At 68.7% G+C, this 21,790-nt stretch carries 21 protein-coding genes and 2 pseudogenes; 10 read left to right on the top strand and 13 right to left on the bottom strand.

What is annotated here, in order from left to right; translation table 11 throughout:
* The 7 genes from GCU69_RS28450 to GCU69_RS28480 all read right to left on the bottom strand — a co-directional run bounded on the left by GCU69_RS28450 (position 1) and on the right by GCU69_RS28480 (position 5,562).
* A complete protein-coding gene (locus tag GCU69_RS28450; protein ID WP_156207605.1) occupies positions 1-951 on the bottom strand; it encodes a thymidylate synthase in 951 nt (316 codons plus the stop codon).
* The gene (locus tag GCU69_RS28455; protein WP_156207606.1) at positions 948-2,795 is read right to left on the bottom strand and encodes a hypothetical protein; all 1,848 of its coding nucleotides are present in this window, start codon (positions 2,793-2,795) and stop codon (positions 948-950) included. The genes GCU69_RS28450 and GCU69_RS28455 overlap by 4 nt, the downstream gene beginning before the upstream one ends.
* Positions 2,792-3,484 carry an HAD family hydrolase gene (locus tag GCU69_RS28460; protein WP_156207607.1) on the bottom strand — a complete coding sequence of 231 codons (693 nt, stop codon included), beginning with the start codon at positions 3,482-3,484 and terminating at the stop codon, positions 2,792-2,794. Before GCU69_RS28460 ends, GCU69_RS28455 begins: the two co-directional genes overlap by 4 nt.
* A gap of 31 nt (positions 3,485-3,515) precedes the next feature.
* Entirely contained in the window at positions 3,516-3,998 is a 483-nt protein-coding gene (locus GCU69_RS28465) for a DUF6082 family protein (protein ID WP_156207608.1), read from the bottom strand.
* A gap of 94 nt (positions 3,999-4,092) precedes the next feature.
* On the bottom strand, positions 4,093-4,347 hold the full coding sequence (locus GCU69_RS28470) for a hypothetical protein (protein WP_156207609.1): 255 nt from the start codon (positions 4,345-4,347) through the stop codon (positions 4,093-4,095).
* 130 nt (positions 4,348-4,477) lie between these two features.
* Positions 4,478-5,086: a hypothetical protein gene (locus tag GCU69_RS28475; protein ID WP_156207610.1), complete on the bottom strand. Its 609-nt coding sequence runs from the start codon at positions 5,084-5,086 to the stop codon at positions 4,478-4,480.
* Positions 5,044-5,562 carry an ATP-binding protein gene (locus GCU69_RS28480; RefSeq protein WP_328630023.1) on the bottom strand — a complete coding sequence of 173 codons (519 nt, stop codon included), beginning with the start codon at positions 5,560-5,562 and terminating at the stop codon, positions 5,044-5,046. Before GCU69_RS28480 ends, GCU69_RS28475 begins: the two co-directional genes overlap by 43 nt.
* A 131-nt stretch (positions 5,563-5,693) precedes the next feature.
* Between GCU69_RS28480 and GCU69_RS28485 the strand changes: the two genes are divergently transcribed.
* Positions 5,694-6,941 carry a helix-turn-helix domain-containing protein gene (locus tag GCU69_RS28485; RefSeq protein WP_156207612.1) on the top strand — a complete coding sequence of 416 codons (1,248 nt, stop codon included), beginning with the start codon at positions 5,694-5,696 and terminating at the stop codon, positions 6,939-6,941.
* A 47-nt stretch (positions 6,942-6,988) separates the two neighbouring features.
* On the opposite strand, the gene cutA is transcribed toward GCU69_RS28485, so the two are convergent.
* Together cutA and GCU69_RS28495 are read right to left on the bottom strand one after the other, a co-directional pair.
* Entirely contained in the window at positions 6,989-7,315 is a 327-nt protein-coding gene (gene cutA / locus GCU69_RS28490) for a divalent-cation tolerance protein CutA (protein WP_004921029.1), read from the bottom strand.
* A gap of 268 nt (positions 7,316-7,583) precedes the next feature.
* Positions 7,584-8,264, bottom strand: coding sequence for a PDDEXK family nuclease (locus GCU69_RS28495; RefSeq protein ID WP_156207613.1), 681 nt, complete (start codon positions 8,262-8,264; stop codon positions 7,584-7,586).
* A 141-nt stretch (positions 8,265-8,405) separates the two neighbouring features.
* Here GCU69_RS28495 and GCU69_RS34985 point away from each other — a divergent pair.
* The 5 genes and pseudogenes from GCU69_RS34985 to GCU69_RS28520 form a co-directional block, all read left to right on the top strand.
* A pseudogene (locus GCU69_RS34985) lies at positions 8,406-9,321 on the top strand (transposase); the annotation flags it as partial.
* A gap of 84 nt (positions 9,322-9,405) precedes the next feature.
* The gene (locus tag GCU69_RS28505) at positions 9,406-10,179 is read left to right on the top strand and encodes a GIY-YIG nuclease family protein (protein ID WP_156207615.1); all 774 of its coding nucleotides are present in this window, start codon (positions 9,406-9,408) and stop codon (positions 10,177-10,179) included.
* Positions 10,176-11,303, top strand: coding sequence for a PD-(D/E)XK nuclease family protein (locus GCU69_RS28510; RefSeq protein WP_156207616.1), 1,128 nt, complete (start codon positions 10,176-10,178; stop codon positions 11,301-11,303). The genes GCU69_RS28505 and GCU69_RS28510 overlap by 4 nt, the downstream gene beginning before the upstream one ends.
* A 53-nt stretch (positions 11,304-11,356) precedes the next feature.
* Positions 11,357-12,013 carry a hypothetical protein gene (locus tag GCU69_RS28515; protein WP_156207617.1) on the top strand — a complete coding sequence of 219 codons (657 nt, stop codon included), beginning with the start codon at positions 11,357-11,359 and terminating at the stop codon, positions 12,011-12,013.
* A gap of 155 nt (positions 12,014-12,168) precedes the next feature.
* Positions 12,169-12,966 (top strand): hypothetical protein, encoded by a 798-nt coding sequence (locus GCU69_RS28520; RefSeq protein ID WP_156207618.1) that lies wholly within the window; start codon positions 12,169-12,171, stop codon positions 12,964-12,966.
* 162 nt (positions 12,967-13,128) lie between these two features.
* Here the strand turns inward: GCU69_RS28520 and GCU69_RS28525 are convergent, their stop codons facing one another.
* Positions 13,129-13,362 carry a helix-turn-helix transcriptional regulator gene (locus tag GCU69_RS28525; RefSeq protein ID WP_078883411.1) on the bottom strand — a complete coding sequence of 78 codons (234 nt, stop codon included), beginning with the start codon at positions 13,360-13,362 and terminating at the stop codon, positions 13,129-13,131.
* A gap of 427 nt (positions 13,363-13,789) precedes the next feature.
* On the opposite strand from GCU69_RS28525, the gene GCU69_RS28530 reads away from it, so the two are divergent.
* The gene (locus tag GCU69_RS28530; RefSeq protein ID WP_156207619.1) at positions 13,790-15,064 is read left to right on the top strand and encodes a tyrosine-type recombinase/integrase; all 1,275 of its coding nucleotides are present in this window, start codon (positions 13,790-13,792) and stop codon (positions 15,062-15,064) included.
* A gap of 206 nt (positions 15,065-15,270) precedes the next feature.
* On the opposite strand, the gene GCU69_RS28535 is transcribed toward GCU69_RS28530, so the two are convergent.
* Positions 15,271-16,410, bottom strand: a complete 1,140-nt coding sequence (locus GCU69_RS28535) for a mandelate racemase/muconate lactonizing enzyme family protein (protein WP_098754137.1) — start codon at positions 16,408-16,410, stop codon at positions 15,271-15,273.
* Positions 16,407-17,060 carry a GntR family transcriptional regulator gene (locus GCU69_RS28540; protein ID WP_098754136.1) on the bottom strand — a complete coding sequence of 218 codons (654 nt, stop codon included), beginning with the start codon at positions 17,058-17,060 and terminating at the stop codon, positions 16,407-16,409. The genes GCU69_RS28535 and GCU69_RS28540 overlap by 4 nt, the downstream gene beginning before the upstream one ends.
* 137 nt (positions 17,061-17,197) lie before the next feature.
* On the opposite strand from GCU69_RS28540, the gene GCU69_RS28545 reads away from it, so the two are divergent.
* From GCU69_RS28545 to GCU69_RS28555, 3 genes are all read left to right on the top strand, one after another.
* Entirely contained in the window at positions 17,198-18,949 is a 1,752-nt protein-coding gene (locus tag GCU69_RS28545) for an IlvD/Edd family dehydratase (protein WP_156207620.1), read from the top strand.
* Positions 18,950-19,011: 62 nt separating this feature from the next.
* The gene (locus tag GCU69_RS28550; protein ID WP_156207621.1) at positions 19,012-19,644 is read left to right on the top strand and encodes a bifunctional 4-hydroxy-2-oxoglutarate aldolase/2-dehydro-3-deoxy-phosphogluconate aldolase; all 633 of its coding nucleotides are present in this window, start codon (positions 19,012-19,014) and stop codon (positions 19,642-19,644) included.
* Between the two features lie 29 nt (positions 19,645-19,673).
* Entirely contained in the window at positions 19,674-21,086 is a 1,413-nt protein-coding gene (locus GCU69_RS28555) for an Nramp family divalent metal transporter (RefSeq protein WP_098754133.1), read from the top strand.
* A gap of 353 nt (positions 21,087-21,439) precedes the next feature.
* Here the strand turns inward: GCU69_RS28555 and GCU69_RS32865 are convergent.
* A pseudogene (locus GCU69_RS32865) lies at positions 21,440-21,790 on the bottom strand (hypothetical protein); the annotation flags it as partial.

A 21,790-nucleotide genomic window follows, 5' to 3' on the forward strand; every position in this document is an offset into this window, starting at 1 on the left:
TCACCTTGCCCCGGCCGTCGCGGCGCGATTGGTCGAGCGCCGCTCCAGCTCTCCGTACCAGGCGGTGAGGGCTTGGCCGAGGGGCCCGTCGATCGTGTCGGCCGCCCGCCACGCCTGCTCGCGCTTGCCGTCCTTCCACAGCCGGTAGCTGCGCAGCGTCTCGGCCATCGCGTCCCAGCCGGGGTGGCCGGTCACGTCACGGGCCTCGACCTGGTCGAGCAGGCCGCCGAAGCCGTTCCAGGGTGTTCGCAGGTCGGGCATGATCTCGCTCGCCGGGAGCGAGGTGAGCATGTCGGCCTGCTCGATGTGCTCGTCGTAGATGTGCAGCGAGCCGATGTGCAGGTGAAACTCGCCGAGTTCCGCATCGAGCCATCCGGCGACCAGCTCGTGCAACACGGTGTAGAAGAACACGTCGTACGGCATGCCGATCCATACGTCCTGGCCGCGCATCATGGTCGCCATGTGCAGGCGGCCGGCGCGCAGGTGGAACCGGAACCCAAGGGTGCACGGCACGTCCTTGTGCCCTGCGGCGTCCTGGGCCGGGTCGTAGAGCTGGATCAGGGCTCGCCGGGAGTCGGGGTCGGCTTGGAGGATCTCGACGACGCGGGCGAGCTGGTCGACCTTGCCGGCCCAGTTCCGCATCCTGGGGCCGTACGCCCCCAGGAGGACGCCTTCGTCGGCGAACTGCCGCAGCCGGTTGTTGTAGTCGAAGATCCACGGGGCGTCGGAGCCGGACAGGTGCCAGACCGTCTCGGCCACGGCGAAGGCCGGATTCACGATGCGGACGGGCGGGGCGTAGAGCAGGCGGGCACGCGGCTGGGTGAGCAGCAGGTGCACATCGCGGACTTCGTGGGTGGCCATGCCCCGGGGGCTGATCTTCTCGCCGGACTTGGCCAGCGTGACGGCGCCGGAGAACAGCTCGGCGATGCTGTCGGCCGTGAGGGATGTCATCGGACGGATGCTCCTTCGTCCTTGGGCGACGCAGCGGCGCCCGGGTGGTGGTGGGTGGAGTCGTCGGCCCTCGGGCCGGAGGTGGCGCGGTCGGTGATGAGCCGGGCGATCCGAGTGGCGCTGTCGCCGCGCCACCGGCAGACCGCGTCCAAGGCCGCCCGCGGGATCGGCGCAGGGCCCGCGCGCAAGCCGGAGAGTGCTTCGGCGACCTCACCGGCGGCCTCGCACCGGGTCGCCAGTCCGTGACCGGTCAGGCCCAGGGTGCGTTCGCCGGGCGGGCCGATTTCGAGGACCGGGATGCCGAGCAGCGCGGCTTCGATCCCGCACGTCGAGTACGCGCTCGCCAGGACGTCCGCGCCAGCGAGGCAGCCTCGGGCTCCGACTCGGGGATCGGCCACCGCGATGGGCGGCCCGGCGTCCCGCTTCACCAGAGCGGTGAAGGCGTCGGCTCCCTGCGCCGGGTGTGGAGCGATGACGAGCCCCCAGTCGCCGTCCGCCTCGGCGAGCCCGTCCAGGAGGAGGTCCGCGTGGGACTTGAGGTGATCGGGGTTGAAGGGCTGGCAGGCCCACACCGCGATCCGGGTCGGCGCGCGTCGGCCCCCCGGAGCGAGCAGCTTCTCCAAGTACCGCCGTTGTGCCTGGCGGCTCAGGCTGGCGAGGACGTCGAAGCGGGGCTGCCCGAGGACGTGCACCTCGGCCTCGGGGTGGCGCGCCCACCCACGGCCCAGGGCGAGGTCCCGCTCGCCCATGACGATGATGTCGCGGCTGTGCAGGGCCGGCCAGGCGACCGATTCCGCCGTCCACGCCCCGTGCTGGACGTGCACCGAGTTCGCTCCGTGCCGCTCGGCGGCGTGCGCGGCCAGCACGCCCAGTGGGCTGGTGTCGTTGCTCAGCAGGACGGTGTGCGGCCGGGTGGTCGACAGGATGTCGTCGAGCCAGCTCTCCGCCCGCACCACCGTCCGCCACGACGGCTGGGTGCAGCCCCCGCTGGTCTCCAAGAGCACGGACAAGAGCCTTACAAGCCGGGCAAGTTGGACGCCGTGGCCTTCCACTTGGACGACGTGCTCGTCGTCGGGGCGGTGGAGGCCCTCGGCGGTGCCGGAGACGGTGAAGAGGTCGCTCGGAGCCGAGCGCAGCTCGAAACCCATTGCCGGTCCCGCGCTGCATCGCTCGGCGGCATCAGTGGCGATATCGAGCAGGAGGCTCCTCTGCCCGCCTCGCGCCAGCTCGCCGAGAACGGGGGTCAGCGTGGCGGCATGGCGGGAGGTCCACGACAGCGCCAGAACGTCCTGCCGTCCGAGATCCGAGGGGAGCGGACTCGGCTCCGTGTTCGCCGTACTCGTCCGGGCTCGGTTCCGGAGCTGGGTGGAGCGGGGCGGGTTGTGCGGTGCCGCAGCACCGAGCACGTACGCGACGCCGGACCATGTCACGGTGTAGGCCAGGTACTCACGCGAGCTGCTCGAACGCAGTCCCACGAGACCTTCGTAGGGGGCCAGGATCAGGGGCCCTGGGGCGGAGGCGAACGGTGCCCAGGAGTTCAGGGCCAGGAGCTTGCGCACGATCTCGGCGACGAAGCGTCGCACGGGGACGTGCTGAACGTGGAGCCAGTCGGCTCCGCCCGGGGTGGCGGCCCACTTGGCGCTGTAGCGGTCGACGGCCTCCATGACGTCTTCGACGCCGGAGCGCAGTAACTGCTTGTCGACGACCGTCGCATCAAGGTCCGTCGTGTGGATGTGGTCGGTTCGCGCGTGCGTAAGGGCGCCGGTTCCAACGAGAGTCCACGTCGGCTTCCCGGCGTTGGAGGAGCGGACCAGGCCGAGGCCACCAGCGGTGCGGGGGCTCACACCGTGCTCCCCTCGACGAGCTGCTTGGCGGGGAGGAGGCTCAGAAGTTCCCTGGGGGACGAGACCGTCTCCGGGGCGGGAGCCGTCGGCTGCCCGTAGCCCCACCCAGCGTGCACATAAGGGACGCCGGCGCGTGCGGCCGACTCCTGGTCGACCGCCATGTCACCCACGTAGACGGCGGAGGCGGGGTCGACTCCCAGGTCGACCAGCGCCAGGAGGAGCGGGTCCGGGGCCGGCTTCGTCCGGCCCGCGCCGGCGGGCGTGCGGATGGTCGCGAAGGGACACCCGAGGCGTGCGAGGAGCGGGGCCGCCCGGTCGACGTGCTTGGACGTCACGACGCCCAGCCGCCAGTCGGCGGCCACGAAGGCGTGGAGCGTCTCGACGATGCCGGCGAACTCCTCCGCGAGGTGCGCGGTGGCCACGGACTCCGCCTCGTACGTCTGGCGGACCGCCTCGGCATCGGTCACACCCAGTCGCTGCATGATGTCGCCGAACTCTCGGCCCAGGTGGCGCTCGTAGTCACGGAAGGGGAGCGCGACGCCGTGGATCTCCTGGACCCTCTGCCACGCCCTCCTCATCACGGGACGCGTGTCGAGGAGGACCCCGTCGAGGTCGAGGAGAAGAGCGCGCGACCCGTGGTCGCTCGGCGCGGCCGGAGCGGGTGGCGATCCGCAAGCGGGAACGGTCATGATCGTCCTCTCGTCAGGGTGTCGTCGTGCCTCAGAGGGCCGAAGCCGGGGCAAGTTCCAACTCGGGGTACTGGGCCGGACCGCCGGCCTCCTCGAACGCCGCGTCGAGCAACGCCACGTGCAAGCGGTCCCATCGCCCTCGGGACTGCAGAGCACGCCCGTGGCGGGTCAGGGCCCACGCCTTGAGGGCCGTCGGATCCTGCATAAAGTTCCGCGCGTTCTGCCGCAGGACGGCGGGGGTGAACACCCTGAGATTGAGGCCGGTGCGCCAGAACTCAAGCCACCACTGGCACATCAGGAGCGGACCCGATTCGTCGTCCTTGACGTGATCGGGATGGTTACGCACCCAGATCGGGTCCAAGTCCGGGTGTGTGGTCGCGACTTCGAGCATGCGGCCGTGGGCCTGGTGCACTGCCAACTCCAGGGACTGGCGGTGCTGCTGGCGACGCTGGGCGATGTGCACTGCGGACGCGAGGGCGATGGTGGTGGCCAGAGCGAGAACGGGACGGTTCATCTGCGACCTTTACTCGAGGATGGATGGGACGGTGTGGCAACCGGCGGCGGCATCCGGGGCAGTGGTGGTCGCCGTCGTGCTCGCTGGAGGAGAGTCAGGCCGCGTCCGGCGGGCCGTCAGCCGAAGGCGAGGTCGATCCGTCCGGCACGGCCGGCAGGCGCGAGAGCCGGTGAAAGCGCGAGAGGTCGAAGCCGCGCCCCTGAACCTCACCAGCGGGCACGGCGAAGAGGTCGATCCCCTCTTCGCTGGGTGCCGAAGGGACGACCTCCCTGATGGCGAGGAGCGCTTCGCCCTGCTCGCGGTGCGGAAGGAGGCGCGGCGCACGATCGATGTGTCCCTCGAAAGTCATGGTCAGCCCTCGGTCAGGTGTATTTGAAGGTGAAGACGAGCACGACACTCACGGTGACGATCAGGGCGATCTGGGCGCTGATCTGCCGCCAGCCCCAGCCCTTCCTGTCCATCCAGCGCGGTGGACGCCTTCAAGTCGGCGCTACGGGCTCCTCGGAGATCACGAGGTGGAGAAACGCCCGGCAGTGCTCGCCCAGGTGTTTGATCACGGCGTGGTACTCGTCGTCATCGGAGCTGATGTTGTGCCGGTCGAGGACGAGCACTCCGTCGGCCAAGCCCTCTCGGAGCTGCCGCTCGGCTTCCCGCCAACCAGGTCGATCCCAAGGCGGCGTGTAGACGCCCTGGCTCGCACTGGATGCCGGGAAGTACGTCGTGGTCACCGGGACCGCCACATCGTGGAGCCGGGCGGCGATCGCGTAACCGAGCTGGTCGGCCTCAGCCTGTAGCGTCCCCCAGTCCTCGTCAGGTCGGGCCCTCGGACTCGGTACCAGGCTGTACGCCAGCACGCGCAGCGGCTGATCGGCCTGCGCGTTGACGGCCTGACGGTAGAAGTGCTGACGGAAGCCTCGGAGTTGGCCAGCTCGGGACTGGCGCTTCACCTGGGCAGAGGTGCGAGGCCAGCTGGGGTGGTCACGGCCAGCGGTCGGCGCCCCACCGCCCGTGTGCTTCTCTCGCCCCCGATCAAAGGCGACGAGGCTCAACACGTCGGCTCCGTGCTTGATTGCGTTGTGCGGCGACATGGGGGTGCCTCCGTGAGAGTGGGGATGACCGCGTACGTCGTCCGGCCGCCGTCCGCGATGCCCCACCGAAGCGACAGGCAGGCGACGAGGTGCAGCCCTCGACCGCCGAGGCCGGCGGCACTTGCACGTCGTCGCCTCGCCGGTGCCGTGCTGTCGTCGGTGACTCGGATTCGAAGCTCGTGCTCGTCGTGTCGCAGTCGCAGTCGGACGTCCCCGGAACCGTGGATGATCGCGTTGGACACCAACTCCGAGACGACGAGCCGGGCGTCCTCTGCCGGCGTCTCCGGCAACGACCAGTGCTTCAGCACGGTGGCCGTCGTTCGTCGCGCTTGAGCGACGTGCACATCTACCGGCTCCATGGCCATCTCGAAGACGTGAGAGGCCAGCGGACACCGAGCGGTCGCGGCGCCGACGACGTGGGCGCCACCGTCGTCGCCCCGAGGTCGGGGCGGCATTGCTGTCCGGTGCGTGGTCATGAGCACATCGCACCGTGGCTGCGCGATCCGGGACAGGGGAAACCGGAGGGGGGAAATCTTTGTCAAGGGGGGAAAATCAGGGGGGAGTTGAGGGGAGTATTGACTTTCTCCCACGGATAGGGGTCAGACTCATGGCAGTGGATCCATTTGCCGAGCTGCTCCGTCACCTGCGGCGTAACGCGAATCGGACGCAGGACGAGCAGGCCGGTGCGATCAACGCCGCTTCCGGCCGGGCAACGGTGACCCGCCGAGAGGTGAACCGGTACGAGAACGGTGCGAACGTTCCGACGGATCACACCCTGGGGAACATCGCTTTGGCCTGTGGCGTCCCGCTGGAGCCGCTGCTGCGCGAGGCGAAAGCCGCCCGCGCCAGGCGGCGAGAGAAGAACAAGGCCGAGGCGGAGGACCTGGACGACGTGAAACGCCGAACGCTGCTGGGAGGCGCAGTCATCGGTGCGGCTGCGGCTGCCGAGCCGTGGGGCCGGCTGGCCTACGCACTCAGCAAGGGTTCCAAGATCGACCCTGAGTCCGCGGGGGTGCTTATTGATCATGCGGCCCGGTTGCACGTGGACGAGCTGAACGAGAGCGCGCTCAGCCTGCAGTCCCGCGTCGAGGCGCACTTGGACGCGATCACCGCAGCCCTTCCCCGCGCCGGAGCCCACGAGCGAGCCCTGACCATCGCGGCCGGGGAGACTGCCGCTCTTGCTGGGTGGGTCGCCTGGGACCTCGGCGAGCACGACAAGGCCACTTCCTATTACGGAGTGACCTCGGAGTGCGCGAAAAGGGCTGGACACCCCCCGCTGCGCGCTCTCGCTCTGGGCTACGCGAGCTACGGTGCCCCCAGCCCAGCGAAGGCGCTGGAGATGCTTTCGCAGGCAGCTCAGGACGTACGCGGACGTGGCAACGCAACCGCCGCAGCGTGGGCTCTGGGCCGGTACGCGGAGGAAGCCGCTCAGTCAGGCAATGACGCTGGCGCCCTTCGTGCTCTCGACCAGGCCAAATTCGCTTATGACTTCGCCGACCATACGAGCGAGCAGGCGTGGGTCCGCTTCGTGACGCCATACCGCATGGACTCGTTAACCCTCTCGGTCTACGGCGAACTCAAGCGTCAGGAGCTGACCGCCACGGCCGACTCCGCAGTCGAGCGCCTCGGCGGTGAACTACCCGAGTCCGGTGTGGTCGTCCTGGGTGACCTGGCGTCCGCCCTTCTGCGCGGCGGTGACGTAGATCGCGGAGCCTACGTAGCGCACCAGTTCGCCGCAGCGGCGGAGTCGAAGCCCAACACCATGGGCCGGCAGCGGGCTCAGGCCATCGCTGCCGGGCTCCCCGACACTGAGCATGACCTGGCCAGCCACCTGCTGACGTTCGCGACGCTGTGAAGCGTCGAAGCGCACAGGCTCGGAGCGAGGCGCTGTCGTGGGGGCCTTTACCCTGGGCGCGTCTCGTCGACGACCCAGGACAGGTACGCCTCCGACCCTCCGGTCACAGGCAGCGTGACCCACTGGGGGACGTCGTACGGGTGCCTCTCGTGCAGCCATGCCTCTAGCGCGGGGAGGCGATCCGACGACGTCATGTAGGAGATCCGCCACTCCTGAGCCGCCTCGACCTTCCCCTGCCACCAGTAGAAGGCGGTGATGGGCGCATCGATGTGGACGCCCGCCGCCAGTTTGCTCTCAACAGCGCCTCTGGCGAGGGTCTTCGCCTGCTCCTCGTCGTCACTCGTCGTCTGCGCGATCACGATCTCGGGGTCCATGCGGCTACCTCTCCAGCTCGGGTACCGCGACCCTACCCATGTGTTCGACGCAGGCCAGCGAGAGGGGCGGAAGCGGCCCGTAGTGTTCGAGCCGCCATGATTTGAGAACGCCGGGCGCGCGAATCTGTTCCAGGTCTGCCGGGTTCAGTACCCCCGACCGACCGCCCCTGGGGAGCCGTCGAAGTGTCGCCGCCTCGTGGCGGCAGCACGGCGCCCAGTCGGTGCCGGGCGAGAGTGGACCTTCACCCGCGAGTGGGCGCCCGCGCCCTCACTCTTCGTACGGGGCCTCTGAGCGAGAGTGGCCCGAATCGGCGGCCTCTGCCTCAGCAATCTGTTCGGCGATCTCCCTGCGGATGGCCGCCGTGTCCGCAGGCGACCATACCGAGCCGCTCCCGAAAGGCAGCACACGGTCGTGGGGCTGGAACAGCTCCTCGCTTTCCAGACTGCGGCAACAGGCGCGGCACTTCCACGGGCGCCGCAGGGTGATCCACTGTCTGAGCCCGCACCATGGGCACAACACGAAGTACGCGCTGGGCCCGTGAGCGGCGGCCCAACTGGCATAGCCCGACCGGCTGCGTGCCACGTTGATGTCGCCGTGGGTGCGTTCCGCGACCCAGCCAAGGAGGACCATCTCGCCACCGGGCCACGCACAGGCGCAGGGGCCGTCGCAGCGGCAGGCGCGCGTCTTGCCCAGCTCGACGGCCTTTTCCTTACGGGGCGTGGCTGGTCCCTTGACCTCAAGCCATGTCCCGATCTCGGGCAGCCAGAAGTCCGGCAGATAATGCGCCCCTGACGGCAGGATGACTCGCTCGGGCTCGTACTGCCAGAGGATGCGTTGGGTGTCGAGGGTGCGGGCCCAGTCGGCTTCGAGCCGGGAACGGAAGGTGGTGCCGCTGTACTCCGTCGGCAGGGCTTCGATGGGCTGGCCGTCTGTGTGGAGGTCCGTCACGGCGTCTCCGTTCCTGGTCAGTTATGCGCCGACCCACAGTTTGACCGCTAACCTCGCGCTTTCATGAAGCGAGCTGTCCGACGGGTGGTCTCGTAGGCGAGACGTGCTTCTGAACAGCAAGAATAAGGCTTCTCTACTTTTTTGCCCATCACCGAGCTCGCCCTCAACAATGGCGAAACACTCCACTCACAGGCCGGGTCGCTGCTGCTGGCCGAGATGGTCCGCAAGTCCGTTTTGAACACCGCGATATCGGTGGCACTCACGCCGTGGCGCAAGCCGCGGGCCCGTGCACGATCCGGGGAAGATCCTGCTGGATGTGGCCTTGGCCATCGCACTCGGCGGGGGCTGTCTGGCCGACATCGGCATGCTTTCCCAGACCCGCCCCGTGCTCGGGAGCGTGCGTCCCGGATCGCCGCGTGGGCTTTCGGGCCGGATGCGGCGAGTCTGCCGATGACACGGGAGACTGTGGGATCGGAGGCCTCCGGGCCGAACATCCGGCTCGGCCCGCGCTGGCCCGTGCGAACAGTCCGGCCACCGACGGCCAGGTGATCGTGGACATCGGCGGAGTGCTAACCCTCGCGCACTCCGAGAAACAGGACACCACCGCGCCCCGGAAGAAGAAGAGCTTCGGCCACCGCCCCCTCGTCGCGTTCGCCGACCACGGCCAGGCCGGGTCCGGGGAGCCGGTGGCCGCCCTGCTGCGGCCCGGCAACGCAGGCTCCAACACCGCCGCGGACCACATCGAAACCGCCCGACTCGCCCTGGCACAACTCTCCAAGACTCTGCGGCTGGGGCGGCAGACACTGATCCGCACCGACTCCGGCGGCAGCATCCACGCTTGATGGGCAGCGGCTGTCGTAGTCCGTCGGAATGACCATCACCGACGCCATCCGCCAAGCCGTACTGAAGATCCCTAAGAAGGCGTGGACGCCGGCCCTAATACGCCGGCGGCACCGAACGGCCCGGCGCCTGGGCCGCGGAAATCACCGACATGCCCGACCTGGGCACCTGGCCCAGGGGGATGAGGCTGGTCGTCCGGGAGGAGCGACCTCACCCCCGGAAGAGCCGCACCCCACACGCACAGCGTCCCCGTCAGCGAACTGATGAGTACTCATGCACGATTGAGGCTAACCTCCGTTCCATGCAGTTCACCCTCGATGGCGAATCCTTCGAGCTGACGCCCACGCTTGTTCGTAGGCGTCTCGCTGGTCACGTGCCCGAGGAGATCCGTGAGTACTGGGTCGAAGTAGATGGTGTGCATTGGCCGGTCAAGCAGGTCATCTCCCTTGCGACAGGTGCCAAGCGCAGCCGGTTTCAGTCGCAAGCCTCTCGGCGGTGGCTGCAGAACCTCGGGTTCTTGATCGGTGTCGGATCCTTGGCCACCGAGAGCGGCTCAATCCCGCAGCTGACCGGCGCGACTCATCGTGAGCCTTTCGAAGAGTCCCAGCTCAAGGAACTGGAGGCGCTCGACGTCCGCGTTGCGTTCTCGTGGCTGAGCGCCGGCCCGATCACGCTGGACGAAGTCGGCCTGCCGAGGTTTCCCGCACTCCCGCGAGCGCCAGGGCTCTACCGATACGATTTCGGTGTGCACGACGACGGCATCCGCGTACTCTACATCGGGGAGTCCGTGGAGCTGGCCAGGCGAGCCAGCAACTACCGCAACGCCAAGACGGATCGCTCTAGACAGCGCACCAGCCGCCGCATCCACAAGGAGATCGTCGGCCACTTGGAGTCCGGTGGTTCAATCGCATTCGCCATCGCAACGTCAGTCCGCTGGGGTGACGATGTCGAACTGGACCTGCGGCTCAAGTCCGCCCGTCGCCTTGCCGAGAACGCTGCGGTGCTCCTCGCGCAGTCGCAGTCCGGGATCCGCGTGCTCAACATCGACGCGGAGCTGGGAGAGGGCAGCGAGTGAGCAGTCTTCCAGACCTTCGCTTCCTGCTCTCGATCAACAGCGAGAACGCGTGGAGCGATCTGCTCGCCACCCTCATGAATGCCGACCAGGCGATCACCCGCTCCGTCCTCGGCATCAACGCTGATGGCCCGCTCCGGATCCGTCGGGAGGTCTCGAAGTCGCGGGGCCGGAAGGCATCGGATCGCCCCGACCTGGTGGTGGAGGCGAACGGTCAGGTTGTCGCTGTCGTCGAAGTGAAGCTGCTTGCCGGCCTCGGAATTGAACAGTTGGAGCGGTACTACAGATACGTCGCCGAGGAGGACCGAGACGACTGCCGGTTCGTGGCGGTCTCGCTTCAGCGCATCCGTCTCGACACCACCCATGCCCAGGACTGGCAGAACCTCACCTGGGAGGAACTCATCGCTCCCTTCGCCTCGTCCCCGGTACCGTGGGCCGCGACGACCGCCACAGCCTGGACAAGCCACATCGAGTCCCAGGTGCCGGAGGTGGATGGCCACACAATCTGGAATCAGATCGACGATATCGACCTGTACCTCGCCCTCCGGCTTCGTGCTGCCTACCTGTACGACAACGTCGCCTTGCCCGGCGGCTCATCGAAGTCCATCCAGGAGATCGGCTCCGGTGGCCTGTACGTCGCGATCGTGGACGCCCCGATTCCGGGCAGCGGCTACACCGTCCGCTGGGAAGCCACCGAGAGCTTGCCGACTCAGGACGTTGGCAAGCTCGTCGACAGCAACGGGCTTCGCGGGGTCGACTTCCGCTTCTTCCTCGTACAGCAACAAGTCACCTCCTCCAAGGCCTACGACTGGGATCACCTGGCGCTGCTCTGGCAGAAGTACCTCGCCCAAGAAGACTGGATTCCGTGGAGACCCCATCCACCGCGCAAGACCTTGCAGTGGGAGAAGGATGGCGTGGCTCGACTCAAGGCGCTCGGCGCTCCAGCGTTCCTCGGCGCTGGCTACGGCGAGAAGCAGGCCAAGCTCAGCGGTGAAGTCGAGTTCGGCGCGCGCTTCGTGCTGCCTCCCTCAACCACACTCAAGGAAGCCACCGAGGTGCTCAGCAGGGTGGCTGTGATCGGGTCCCGGATGGCACAGCACGCGACTCAGCCGCAAGGGAGACTGTGATCGCATTAATCGACGGAGAATCTGACAGCGACGATGCAGGGGTGGACGGATAGATGACGGGCGACATTGGACCGGACCTGTTGCGGCAGCTCTTCGGCGACCCGAACGAGAACGGGGTCTACCTGGTCGGCGTCGTGGAGTTCTCGGACGATGCGAGCGAGGACCAGTTGTCGTACGTCGGGAACACTCAAATGGGCACCCTGGAGTCAGTTGCCACCAGGCTCGGCTATGAGCGGCGTGACATCAAGATCGCGGAGCCCTACCGAGAGCCTGGCCGTGGGGTGCTGCCGGACGGAACAGAGCTGGCAGTCACCTCGACCACCGTGCCGGGGAGCGCATCCTGGCATCGAAGTAGCCGGGAGCCAACGCCGGAGGAACGGCTCCGGTGGGCAGGGCATCCAGTGGCGCCGCCACCTCCGCCCGAGCCGGTGCCGGTCGGTCCCAACATGGAGACGGCGAGGCCTCGGATCGAGGAGCACCAAGGCGAGGTCTTCTACACGAAGACCGGCAAGCCCTTCACCTACCGGACTAACCACTACACCCTGGTGATCGTCGAGAGCCGGCGCAACGTGCAGTGGCACGAGATCAGGTCAGCGCTGGAGGCATGGCCGATCGCGGGGCCGTCGGAGATTCCACGATGCCCCGAACGTTCTGGGCGCTACGTCTACGGGATCGTGTCCGACGAGCGGATCCGGCAAAAGGACTGGTGACAACCTTGGGCCTGCGACTTTGTGGCGGCTGGTGCGATGCCCGCCGAACCTGCCAAATCGTCGGACGCTGCAGCTACGGTCATGGGTGAGGTTCTACTACCGCGTCTTCCTCGTCGACCGAGCGCCGAGGAAGACCCGAGCACTAGCGAGGACGCATGGCCGAGGACCAGGAGTACGACGAGGTCCCCGCAGTTGTTCGTATCCCCAAGGGCGAGCACCTCGCCGACTCGCGGAAGAGCGAAGGCTGGAAGCGTGGGTTCACTCCCAAGACGAGTGACAAAGGGCCGGAGCACGTCGAGATCCGCCTGAGGGCCGAAAAGGAGTCAAGTTTCGCAGACAAGCCCGAGATCGTCTACGTCACCGAGTACGTGGAGGATCAGCGTCCTCAGCTCACCCCCGGCCAACAGGCCGTGGCTGACATCACGGGCCAGATCATTGAGGCTCTTGTAGAAATCGCAAAACCTCGCGTTGCCCACTGGTGGCGCACCCGGGCCGCGCCGGCCCTCGTTGCCAAGGGCGAAGCCTTGGTGCTGAAACAACAGGCCCGCAGAGCCCAGAAGAAGGCCTTGCGGGCTGGGTCCACAACACCTCCTGTTGCCGTCCCGGGAGTCGAGGCGGACGCGCCTTCCCAAGATCTGGCCACCACGCCCAGCGACCCGAAGGTCACTGTGACGAGCCAGCAGTTTCAGCAGATGTTCCTGACTTGGCTCGCTCGTGAGGACGCCCAGCAGGCGCTCTGGAGCCTCATCGTGAATGCCGAGGTCGAGGATGGCGGTGTTGCCACCCTGGCATGGCAGCAGGAACTGAAAGAGCTTTCGCCTGAGCAGCGAACCCAGCGGGTCATGGAGTTTCTCGCTACCAACCCCTCGATCCTGGAAGACTTCGCTCGTCAGCTCATGGGCAGCATGGCCCTCGGGCTCGGCGAGACGGCTCTCAGGCGCGACCGGGCGTAGGGGGGCCGCGCCGTTTCAGGATGGCGCGTCACTAGAAGGGGCCTCAGACCTACGTCGGAGGCCCTTTCCAAGGCAAAGCCGCTGTTGGCGTCGGGCGAGGCGGGCTGTACGCCGGGTTCTATCGCCCGACCAAGGACAAGGGCACTAGCCAATCTTGGCCGATCAGGTCGCGCGATTCACCGCTTGAGATTCCAGCCATGCCTCTACCTCCGGCCAGCGGTAGCGCAAATAGCGGCCGACCTTGTGGGCTCGCGGCCCCTGGTGTCGGTGATTCCATATGTAGACCGTATTCAGAGGTACGCCCAGGAAGTCGGCCAGCTCCTCCGCGCTCATCAAGGGACAACGGTCCCCCGCGCCACTGGCGGCTTCTTCCGCACGGGCAGTGGTTCGACGCATGGGCACTCCAAAACGGTTCGAAGCGGGCAGGAAAGAACCACGTGAGCGGTACTCCGCTGTGGTGGTGGGCGAACGTTTGCATTGAATTCCGGCCGGACCAAACAGAGGGCCTTTCGGCGAAATACCCACGACTCTTGCGAACTCTCGAAGGACACAGGCGAATCTTCGCTGAGGGTTCGTCGAGCCCTCGTCGAAACCTCGTCGAACCCTCAGCGAGCATTCGCCTAGGTGAAATCTTCTCTACCACTCTGCGCCCTTTGTCACGAAGACCCCAAGAATGCATTTGACATCTTCGGCTCGCCTGGATCAACATCCAATTCACTTAGGGCGCGATGAACGGGCACACGATCTCGCCGTCGACGATCGCCCTGATTCAAGAGAGTCCACAAATAGACTCAAAGGCCCATTGAAAACTAGGAGTTAGTTGATGCCGTACGACCGCTGGCACAAGTCGCGCCCGAAAGACGGGGAGTCGACCTGCAAGGAACACGGCAAAGTCCCGACCCGGGATCACGGGACGGGGAAGCGGTGGCAGGCCCGATGGCGTAACCGGGAAGATGTCCAGCAGACGGAGCTCTTCCGCACCGAGGTCGAAGCCCGCAGGCATGAGACCAAGATGCGGTCCGGAGTGGACGACGGTTCATATATCAACCCTCGCGCCGGAGAGGTCAGGGTCAGTGAGCTCGCCATTACGTGGCTCAAGGGGCACGAACACAAGAATCCACGAACTTACCGACGCCACAAGGAGCGAATTCTCCTGCACGTCGTTCCTACCGCAGTGGGGAAGATGCGCGTAAAGGACGTGAACGCCTCATCTTTGCTGGACTGGCTGCACGACCGTCGCAGGCTGCTCGAAAGTTCCACACTGCGCCTGGTCTTCGACAACCTTCGGGCTGTCTTTGACCTGGCCGTGGACGACAGCCTGATACACAAAAATCCGTGCCTCGCCAAATCGGTGCAGGACGCCAAGCCGAAGCGAGGAGGTGGCGGCCGGGCAGAGCTGACCCTGACATGGGAGGACACCGAGAAGATCCGTGCCGAACTTCCCGACCGCTACAAAGCGCTCGTCGACTGTGGTCGCGGCCTGGGTCTTCGGCAAGGAGAGATATTCGGCCTGTCACCAGAAGATATCGACTGGGCACATCCGGACGGCGCCATGGTGCACGTGCAACGGCAAGTAGTCCACGACGGCTCGTTCCTCGTATACGCCCTCCCCAAGGGCGGAGACGACGAAGACCCGAAGGACCGGTGGGTCGAGCTGACCGATGACGTGGCCATCCCCCTGCGCGCGCACATGCAGAAGTACCCGCCGGCCGAGGTGACCCGACCGTGGGGCAGCAAAGGCGGCGACCCGGTCACGGTGCGGCTGATCTTTTACACCCGGGAGAAGACCGCCATTCAGTCGAATTGGTTCAACTCCTACCGCTGGAAGCCCGCCCTGGCGTCGGCCGGCCTCATCAAGCCCCTTGAATCCGACGCGAAAGGACGACGTTGGGAGAAGTCCCGCGACGTGATGATGCACGCGCTCCGACACCTGTACGCGTCGATGATGATCAGCGGCGGTGTAGACGTGTACACGCTCGCGGACCGACTCGGACACGCCGATCCCGCGTTCACCCTGCGTAAGTACGTGCACCGGGTCGTGGGAGCCGGTTCCAAGGTCCGCATCGCGGTCCGGAGCGCCTACACCCGGGCCGCGTGACTCCTGCACCGTTCGGCTTGTGCAACAACCGTGCAAGACGATCTTCGAGAAGGGTTGTTTGCACAGGTCAGAAGCTTTGTCTATGAGTTCCGGGACATCTGACGCGGCCGCATCCGCCCGGCCGGATGTCAGACCGGCCGGCTGTCAGGCCGGCCGCCTGTCAGGCCGGCCCGGTGCCGGAGGCGCCGTCGGCGCGGGCGTGACCGTCAGCCGAGCGGCAGCGTCTCGTCGTGGCAGGTCAGCCGTTCCAGCGCCGCGGTGTCGAACCGGACCCCCAGGCCGGGCAGGTCGGGCAGGTCCAGCCGGCCTGCCCGGGGAGTCGGCGGATCGAGCAGGAGCGGGTCGCGCAGGGGGTTGTCCCGTACGTCGTACTCGACGCCGCCGACCGCGTGGGATCCGGCGGCCACCTGCAGCGTCGCCGCGAAGGCCGCCGCCCCGCCGTAGAGGTGGGGCATGACGGCGGTGCCGTGCTTCTCCGCCAGGTCGCACACCGCGAGCACCTCGGTGATCCCGCCGGCCTTGGCGACGTCGGGTTGCAGGATCGCGACCGCCGGCGAGGCCGCGTAGGCCCCGAACCTTCCGCGGCCGTACAGGTTCTCGCCGGTCGCGATCACCAGGCCGGTACGGCGGTGCAGTTCCTCCAGGTCGGCCAGTTCGTCGCCGCGGACCGGTTCCTCGATCCACTCGACCCCGGCGTCGCGGAGCACCGGCGCCATCGCCACTGCCTCGCCGAGGTCCCACGCCTGGTTCGCATCGGCGTAGAGGAGTACGTCCTCGCCGAGCGTCTCCCGCGCCGCGGCGAGATTGCGCCCATCGGCCTCGGGCCCGAAACCGAGCTTGACCTTCGCCGCCACGTGTCCGGCGTCGCGGCACTGAGCCGCCTGCGCCGCCACGGAACGCGGCCCCAGGCTGCTCGCGTAGACCTGGACTTGGTCCCGCACCCGGCGCGCGGCCACCCGCGCGATCGCGGCGCCGGCCCGCTGCCCTCGGAGGTCCCACAGGGCCACGTCGACCGCGCTGACCGCCTGTCGGACCGGGCCGGGAGCCCCCCACTGCCGCCCCAGCGGGTCGAGCCGGTCGCACAGACCTGCGTGCACCGCCGGCACATCGTCCACCCGGCGGCCGGCCAGCAGCGGCAGGACTCCCTCCCGCAGGGTCGCCGTGCGCTCCGCGGCGGCCCAGGGCGGGTAGTTGACCCAGCTCTCCCCGTGCCCGGTCCTCCCGTCCTCGTCGGTGAGCGAGACCAGGACCATCGTGCGTCGGTTCAGCGGCGAGAACGACATCTCGATGCCGTCGCGGACGGGTGCGCCCAGGACGCGCACCCGGGCCTCGGCGATACGGGTCAACGCGGCCCCCCTGCCTGCCCGGCCAGCACGGCGCGCAGCCGGGCGATGTGCGCCCGGGCGGCTCCCTCGGCCGCGGCCGGGTCGCCCGCCTCCATGGCCCTGACGATCGCGCGGTGGTCGGCGATCGCCAGCTTGGGCCCGCCGGTGACCTGGGTGGTGCGCATCGCGAGCCGGACCTGGGTCTGCACGTCGTCGAGCATGCGGACCACCTCGGCGTTGTCGGCGGCCTCGCGGATCAGCCGGTGGAAGGTCATGTCGGCCTCGGACGCGGCCGTCAGGTCCACCGCCGAGACCGCGCGTTCGTGTTCCCCGAGCACCTCTTCGAGCGTCCGGAGCAGCCGGCGTCCGGCGTTCTCCACCGCGAGGCGTGTCGCGAGACCCTCCAGGACCTCCCGGACCTCGTAGATCGCGATGAGGCTCTTGAGACTGACGTCGGCCACCACGGCGCCCCGCCGCGGCTCCTCGCGGGCCAGTCTCTCGTGCACCAGACGCACGATCGCCTCCCGGACCGGGCTCCGGCTCACACCGAGCCTCTCGGCCAGGGCGGGAACGCTCAGCCGGGCGCCGGCCGGGAGGTCACCGGCGAAGATCCGGTCGCGCAACTCCTGATGGACACGATCGGTGACGCGGGGATCGCTCGCGACGGTCATGACTCACCCCTGGGCTCTCGAACCGTGGACGGATGCCGATCCTACATGCAGGTCCGCTGAAGTTACATGTAGATAGGTATTGCTGCATGCTTTTCGATGATGTTACATGTCACCGATCTCACGATGGAGGGAACGAGATGCCCGAGGGAGACAAGGCCGTGGAGCAGCGGCGCAGCGCGGCGTGGTTCGGGCTCGACGGGAAGCTGGGGTTCGTCCACCGGTCGAAGCTGTACAACCGGGGCGGATCCGGGTCCATGTTCGACGGCCGCCCGGTGATCGGGATCGCCAACAGCGCATCGGATCTCGCACCGTGCAACGCCCATCTCGGGCAGGTCGCCGAGGCCGTCAAGCGCGGTGTGCTGATGGCCGGCGGCGTGCCGATGGAGTTCCCGACGATCTCCCTCGGGGAGACGCTGATGCGGCCCTCGGCCATGTTGTTCCGCAACCTCATGGCGATGGACGTCGAGGAGACGCTCCGCGCGAACCCGCTCGACGGCGTGGTCCTGCTGGGCGGCTGCGACAAGACCGTGCCGGCACAGGTGATGGGCGCGCTCAGCGTCGACCTGCCCACGGTCGTGGTCACCGGGGGTCCGGCGCTGAACGGGCGCTTCCGCGGCGAGTCGATCGGATCCGGCACCCATGTCTGGAAGTTCAGCGAGGAGGTCCGGGCGGGGCGGATGACCCAGTGCGAGTTCCGGTCCGCGGAGGCGTGCCTCTCCCGCAGCGCCGGCCACTGCACCACCATGGGGACGGCGTCGACCATGGCGTGCGTCACCGAGGCCCTCGGCCTGTCGCTGCCCGGGAGCGCGGTGATCCCGGCGGTGGACGCGGGCCGCGCCCGCATCGCCGAGCAGGCGGGTCAGCGGATCGTCGCCATGGTGGAGGAGGGGCTGGCCCCCTCGCGTCTCCTGGACCGGCGGTCGTTCGAGAACGCGGTCCGGGTCAACGCCGCCATCGGCGGTTCCACCAACGCGGTCGTACACCTGCTGGCCATGGCGGGGCGCGCGGAAGTCGCTCTCGCCCTCGACGACTTCGACCGGCTGGCCGCCTCCGTCCCCCTGCTGGTCGACCTCATGCCGTCCGGCCGGTTCCTGATGGAGGAGTTCCACGACGCCGGCGGCCTGCCGGCCGTCATCCGCGAACTCGGCGACCTCCTCGACCGCGACGCGATGACCGTCACCGGCAGGACGCTCGGCGAGAACTGCGCCGACGCCCCGAACTGGCGCCCCGACGTCGTACGGACCCGGAAGGACCCGGTCGCCGAACCCGGCTCCCACACCGCGGTGCTGCGCGGAAACCTCGCACCGGACGGTGCCGTCATCAAGCTGTCCGCGGCGTCCCCCCAGCTCACCCGGCACACCGGGCCGGCCCTCGTCTTCGACACCATCGAGGACTACGACGCCGCGAAGGACTCCCCGGACCTGCCCGTGACCCCCGACACCGTCCTGGTGGTCCGCAACGCCGGCCCCGTCGGATATCCCGGCATGCCGGAGATCGGCAATCTGGCGATCCCGCGGAAGATGCTGGACCAGGGCGTGCGGGACATGGTCCGCGTCACCGACGGCCGGATGAGCGGGACCTCGTACGGGACGGTGGTCCTGCACGTGGCGCCCGAGGCCGCCGCCGGCGGACCGCTCGCCCTGCTCCGCGACGGCGACCGCGTCACCCTGGACGTTCCCGGCCGGCGGCTGGAGACGGACGTCCCGGACGAGGAACTCGCCGCTCGCGCGCCGAAGGACTCGGTCTCCGGCGGCCTCCGGAACCGCCCGGCCCCGGGTTCGGGCTGGGCGTCGCTCTACCGCAGTCATGTCAATCAGGCCGACACCGGGGCCGATCTGGACTTCCTGACCGGGCGCCGCGGCCACGCCGTCCCGCGCCGGCACCTCTGAGCCGAGATCCCGACGAGCCGAGATCCCGGACGAGCCGGGTCTCCGAGACGAAGGGCCGCACCATGAACGACCTCTTGCACGACCTGGAACGCGACCGTCTCCTGGTCATCTTCCGCGGTCAGTCCGCCGGCCAGTGCGCGGACCTGGCCGAGGGCCTCCACGAGGCCGGTATCCGGCTGTTCGAGGTGACGCTGAACAGCCCCGATCCGTTCGCGGGGATCACCGCGCTCCGCGACCGCCTCGGCGCGGGCGCACGCGTCGGCGCCGGCACCGTGCTCACCACCGGGGAAGTGGACCGGGTGGCCGAGGCCGGGGGCCAGTTCGTCGTCTCCCCGGACATCGACGCGCAGGTCGTCGAGCGCACCAGGGAACTCGGCATGGGGTCCGTGCCCGGCGCCTTCACACCGACCGAGGTCGTCCGGGCCGTCCGGGCCGGGGCCGACGCCGTCAAGGTCTTCCCCATCAGCTCGGCCGGTGCCGGTCACATCCGGCAACTCCGCGGGCCCCTGCCCGACGTGCCGTTCGTGGCCACCGGAGGCGTCGACGAGGAACTGGCCGGAGAGTGCGTCGAAGCCGGGTGCGCCGGTGTGGGCGTCGCCGTCCATCTGCTCGGCGATCCCGACGACATCGCATCGGTGGTCCGGGGTGCCCAGCGGTTCGCGAAGGCCACCGCGCGTCCGCGCCGCCCGAGCTGACCACCACCGGCCTGTCGAAGGAGCCCACCTTGAGCGTCACCGAAGCCCTCGCCCCCGACCGGGACGCCTACGAACTGCGCGCCGAGGACGTCCGCGTCCCGCCCCGGACCTTCCGGGAACGGCTGCGCTATCTCGGCCCCGGCATCGTGCTCACCGCGTCCGTCGTGGGATCCGGCGAACTCCTCGTCACCACCTCACTCGGCGCGAAAGCCGGGTTCGTCCTGCTCTGGCTCGTGATCATCGGCGCCCTGGTCAAGGTCTGGGTGCAGGTGGAGCTGGCTCGATGGACCATCCTCAACGGCGGGACCGCTCTCGCCGGGTACGGCGCGGTCCGGCCCAGGATCGGCCGCATGGGATGGATCAACTGGCTCTGGATCGGCCTCGACACCGCCAAGAACTTCCAGCGCGGCGGCGTCATCGGCGGAGCGGCCGCGGCTTGTTCCATCGCCTGGCCGATCGCGGGCGCGGAACTGAGCCGTACGTCCCTGGTGCTCTGGACCGTGGTCATCACGGTGGTGAGCGTGCTGCTGATGAGCTCGAGCCGGTACAGCGTCGTCGAACGGGTCACCACGATATCCGTGGCCCTCTTCACGACCAGCACCTTCGCGCTCGTGCTCGCGCTGCCCTTCACCTCGTACTCCTACTCGGCAGCCGATTTCGGTACGGGGCTGAGCTTCGCCATCCCGGCCGGGGCGCTCGGACTCGCCCTGGCGATGTTCGGCTCCACGGGCGTCGGTGCCGACGACATGACCAACTACACCTACTGGTGCCTGGAGAAGGGGTACGCCCGCTGGACCGGTCCGGACGACGGCACCGAGGAGCGCGCCCTCCGCGCCGAGGGCTGGCTGAAGGTCATGCAGCTGGACGTACTGGTCTCCTGGGTGATCTGCACGCTGACCACGCTCGCCTTCTACATCGTGGGCGCCTCGGTCCTGGCACCGCAGAACGCCGTCCCGGAGGGGAACGACGTCATCACCACGGTGTCGCGCATCTACACCGACACGCTCGGCTCCTGGGCCGAGGTCGCCTTCCTGGTCGGCGCCGTCGCGGTGCTGTTCTCCACGCACGTGGCCGCCGTGGCGGCGGTGCCGCGGCTGTGGACCAACACGCTCGGGCTGATGGGCGTGATCGACTGGAACGACCTGGCCGTACGCACGCGTTGGGTGCGCATCTTCACCGTCGTGCTGCCGGCCGTCTGGGCGGCCATGTACCTGTTCGTCCAGTCGCCCCTGCTCCTGCTGAAGATCGGGGCCATCGGCAACGCCATCTTCCTGCTGGCCGTACTGATCGCGGTCTGGCAGCTGCGCACCACCGAGGTGGACCGGCGCTTCCGCTCCGGCTCCTGGACCACGGCGGTACTGGCGGTGAGCACGGTCGCGATCACCGGGTTGGCCGTCTACGCCCTGCTCGAGGTCTTCGGCATCTCGGCCGGTGGGGGGTAGCGGTGGGGGTGGGTCATTACTGGTCGGCGGTGCCGGTCGGCGGATGCCGGTCGGCGGATGCCGGTCGGCGGATGCCGGTCGGCGGGTGGTTGGTAGTCGGCGCGCGCTCCCGTCGGGACGGCAGGAGGCGGGACGGCAGGACGGCGGCACAGCGGGACGGCCGGACAGCGCACGGCGCACGGCACCGCGGGATGATCGGCCGGCGCACGGCACCGTGGCGCGCGCCGGGTCCGTACCGTCCGGGGTGCCACGCGGCCACGGCGTCACCCGGTTCCGGACACCGGCCCGACCGGTGTCCGGAACCGGGTGACGCCGTGGCGGTTGCCGGGACTGCCGCCGGGTGCCGCCCCGTGCTATCGCCGGGCGGTGCTCGGAGCCCGCAGTGCCGTGCCCCGCGCACTCCCGGGCGCGACGAGGCGGACCGCGCGGCCGGGCGGCCCGCCGGCGGAGGCGGCCGACGCGGCGCGCAGCACGCGGGCCAGCGGCGCCCGGCACAGCAGTACGTCGTTCTCGGACGCGCCCGGGACCGCGCCGAGTTCGGCCGGGCGGAGGGTGTGCAGCCCGAGGGCCGTGGCCACGGCGGCGATCGCCGTACCCTCCGCCGCCTCGGTCCCGGTGTGCAGACAGGCGTCCGCCGTGCCGTCGGCGACGGCGAGGGTCCGGGCGCCGGCCGACGCCACCACCCGGGGCCGGGCGCCCGCCCG

This window comes from Streptomyces lycii (assembly GCF_009735685.1).
Taxonomy (GTDB): domain Bacteria; phylum Actinomycetota; class Actinomycetes; order Streptomycetales; family Streptomycetaceae; genus Streptomyces; species Streptomyces lycii.

Bases quoted from the DNA above. Each gene is read 5' to 3' on its own strand.
- GCU69_RS28550 (WP_156207621.1), top strand. From the start codon at position 19,012: ATGAACGACCTCTTGCACGACCTGGAACGCGACCGTCTCCTGGTCATC.
- GCU69_RS28525 (WP_078883411.1), bottom strand. From the start codon at position 13,362: ATGCGTCGAACCACTGCCCGTGCGGAAGAAGCCGCCAGTGGCGCGGGG.
- GCU69_RS28465 (WP_156207608.1), bottom strand. From the start codon at position 3,998: ATGAACCGTCCCGTTCTCGCTCTGGCCACCACCATCGCCCTCGCGTCC.
- GCU69_RS28460 (WP_156207607.1), bottom strand. From the start codon at position 3,484: ATGACCGTTCCCGCTTGCGGATCGCCACCCGCTCCGGCCGCGCCGAGC.
- GCU69_RS28470 (WP_156207609.1), bottom strand. From the start codon at position 4,347: ATGACTTTCGAGGGACACATCGATCGTGCGCCGCGCCTCCTTCCGCAC.
- cutA (WP_004921029.1), bottom strand. From the start codon at position 7,315: ATGGACCCCGAGATCGTGATCGCGCAGACGACGAGTGACGACGAGGAG.
- GCU69_RS28480 (WP_328630023.1), bottom strand. From the start codon at position 5,562: ATGACCACGCACCGGACAGCAATGCCGCCCCGACCTCGGGGCGACGAC.
- GCU69_RS28520 (WP_156207618.1), top strand. From the start codon at position 12,169: ATGGCCGAGGACCAGGAGTACGACGAGGTCCCCGCAGTTGTTCGTATC.
- GCU69_RS28540 (WP_098754136.1), bottom strand. From the start codon at position 17,060: ATGACCGTCGCGAGCGATCCCCGCGTCACCGATCGTGTCCATCAGGAG.
- GCU69_RS28515 (WP_156207617.1), top strand. From the start codon at position 11,357: ATGACGGGCGACATTGGACCGGACCTGTTGCGGCAGCTCTTCGGCGAC.
- GCU69_RS28485 (WP_156207612.1), top strand. From the start codon at position 5,694: ATGGCAGTGGATCCATTTGCCGAGCTGCTCCGTCACCTGCGGCGTAAC.
- GCU69_RS28505 (WP_156207615.1), top strand. From the start codon at position 9,406: ATGCAGTTCACCCTCGATGGCGAATCCTTCGAGCTGACGCCCACGCTT.
- GCU69_RS28450 (WP_156207605.1), bottom strand. From the start codon at position 951: ATGACATCCCTCACGGCCGACAGCATCGCCGAGCTGTTCTCCGGCGCC.
- GCU69_RS28530 (WP_156207619.1), top strand. From the start codon at position 13,790: ATGCCGTACGACCGCTGGCACAAGTCGCGCCCGAAAGACGGGGAGTCG.
- GCU69_RS28545 (WP_156207620.1), top strand. From the start codon at position 17,198: ATGCCCGAGGGAGACAAGGCCGTGGAGCAGCGGCGCAGCGCGGCGTGG.
- GCU69_RS28475 (WP_156207610.1), bottom strand. From the start codon at position 5,086: ATGTCGCCGCACAACGCAATCAAGCACGGAGCCGACGTGTTGAGCCTC.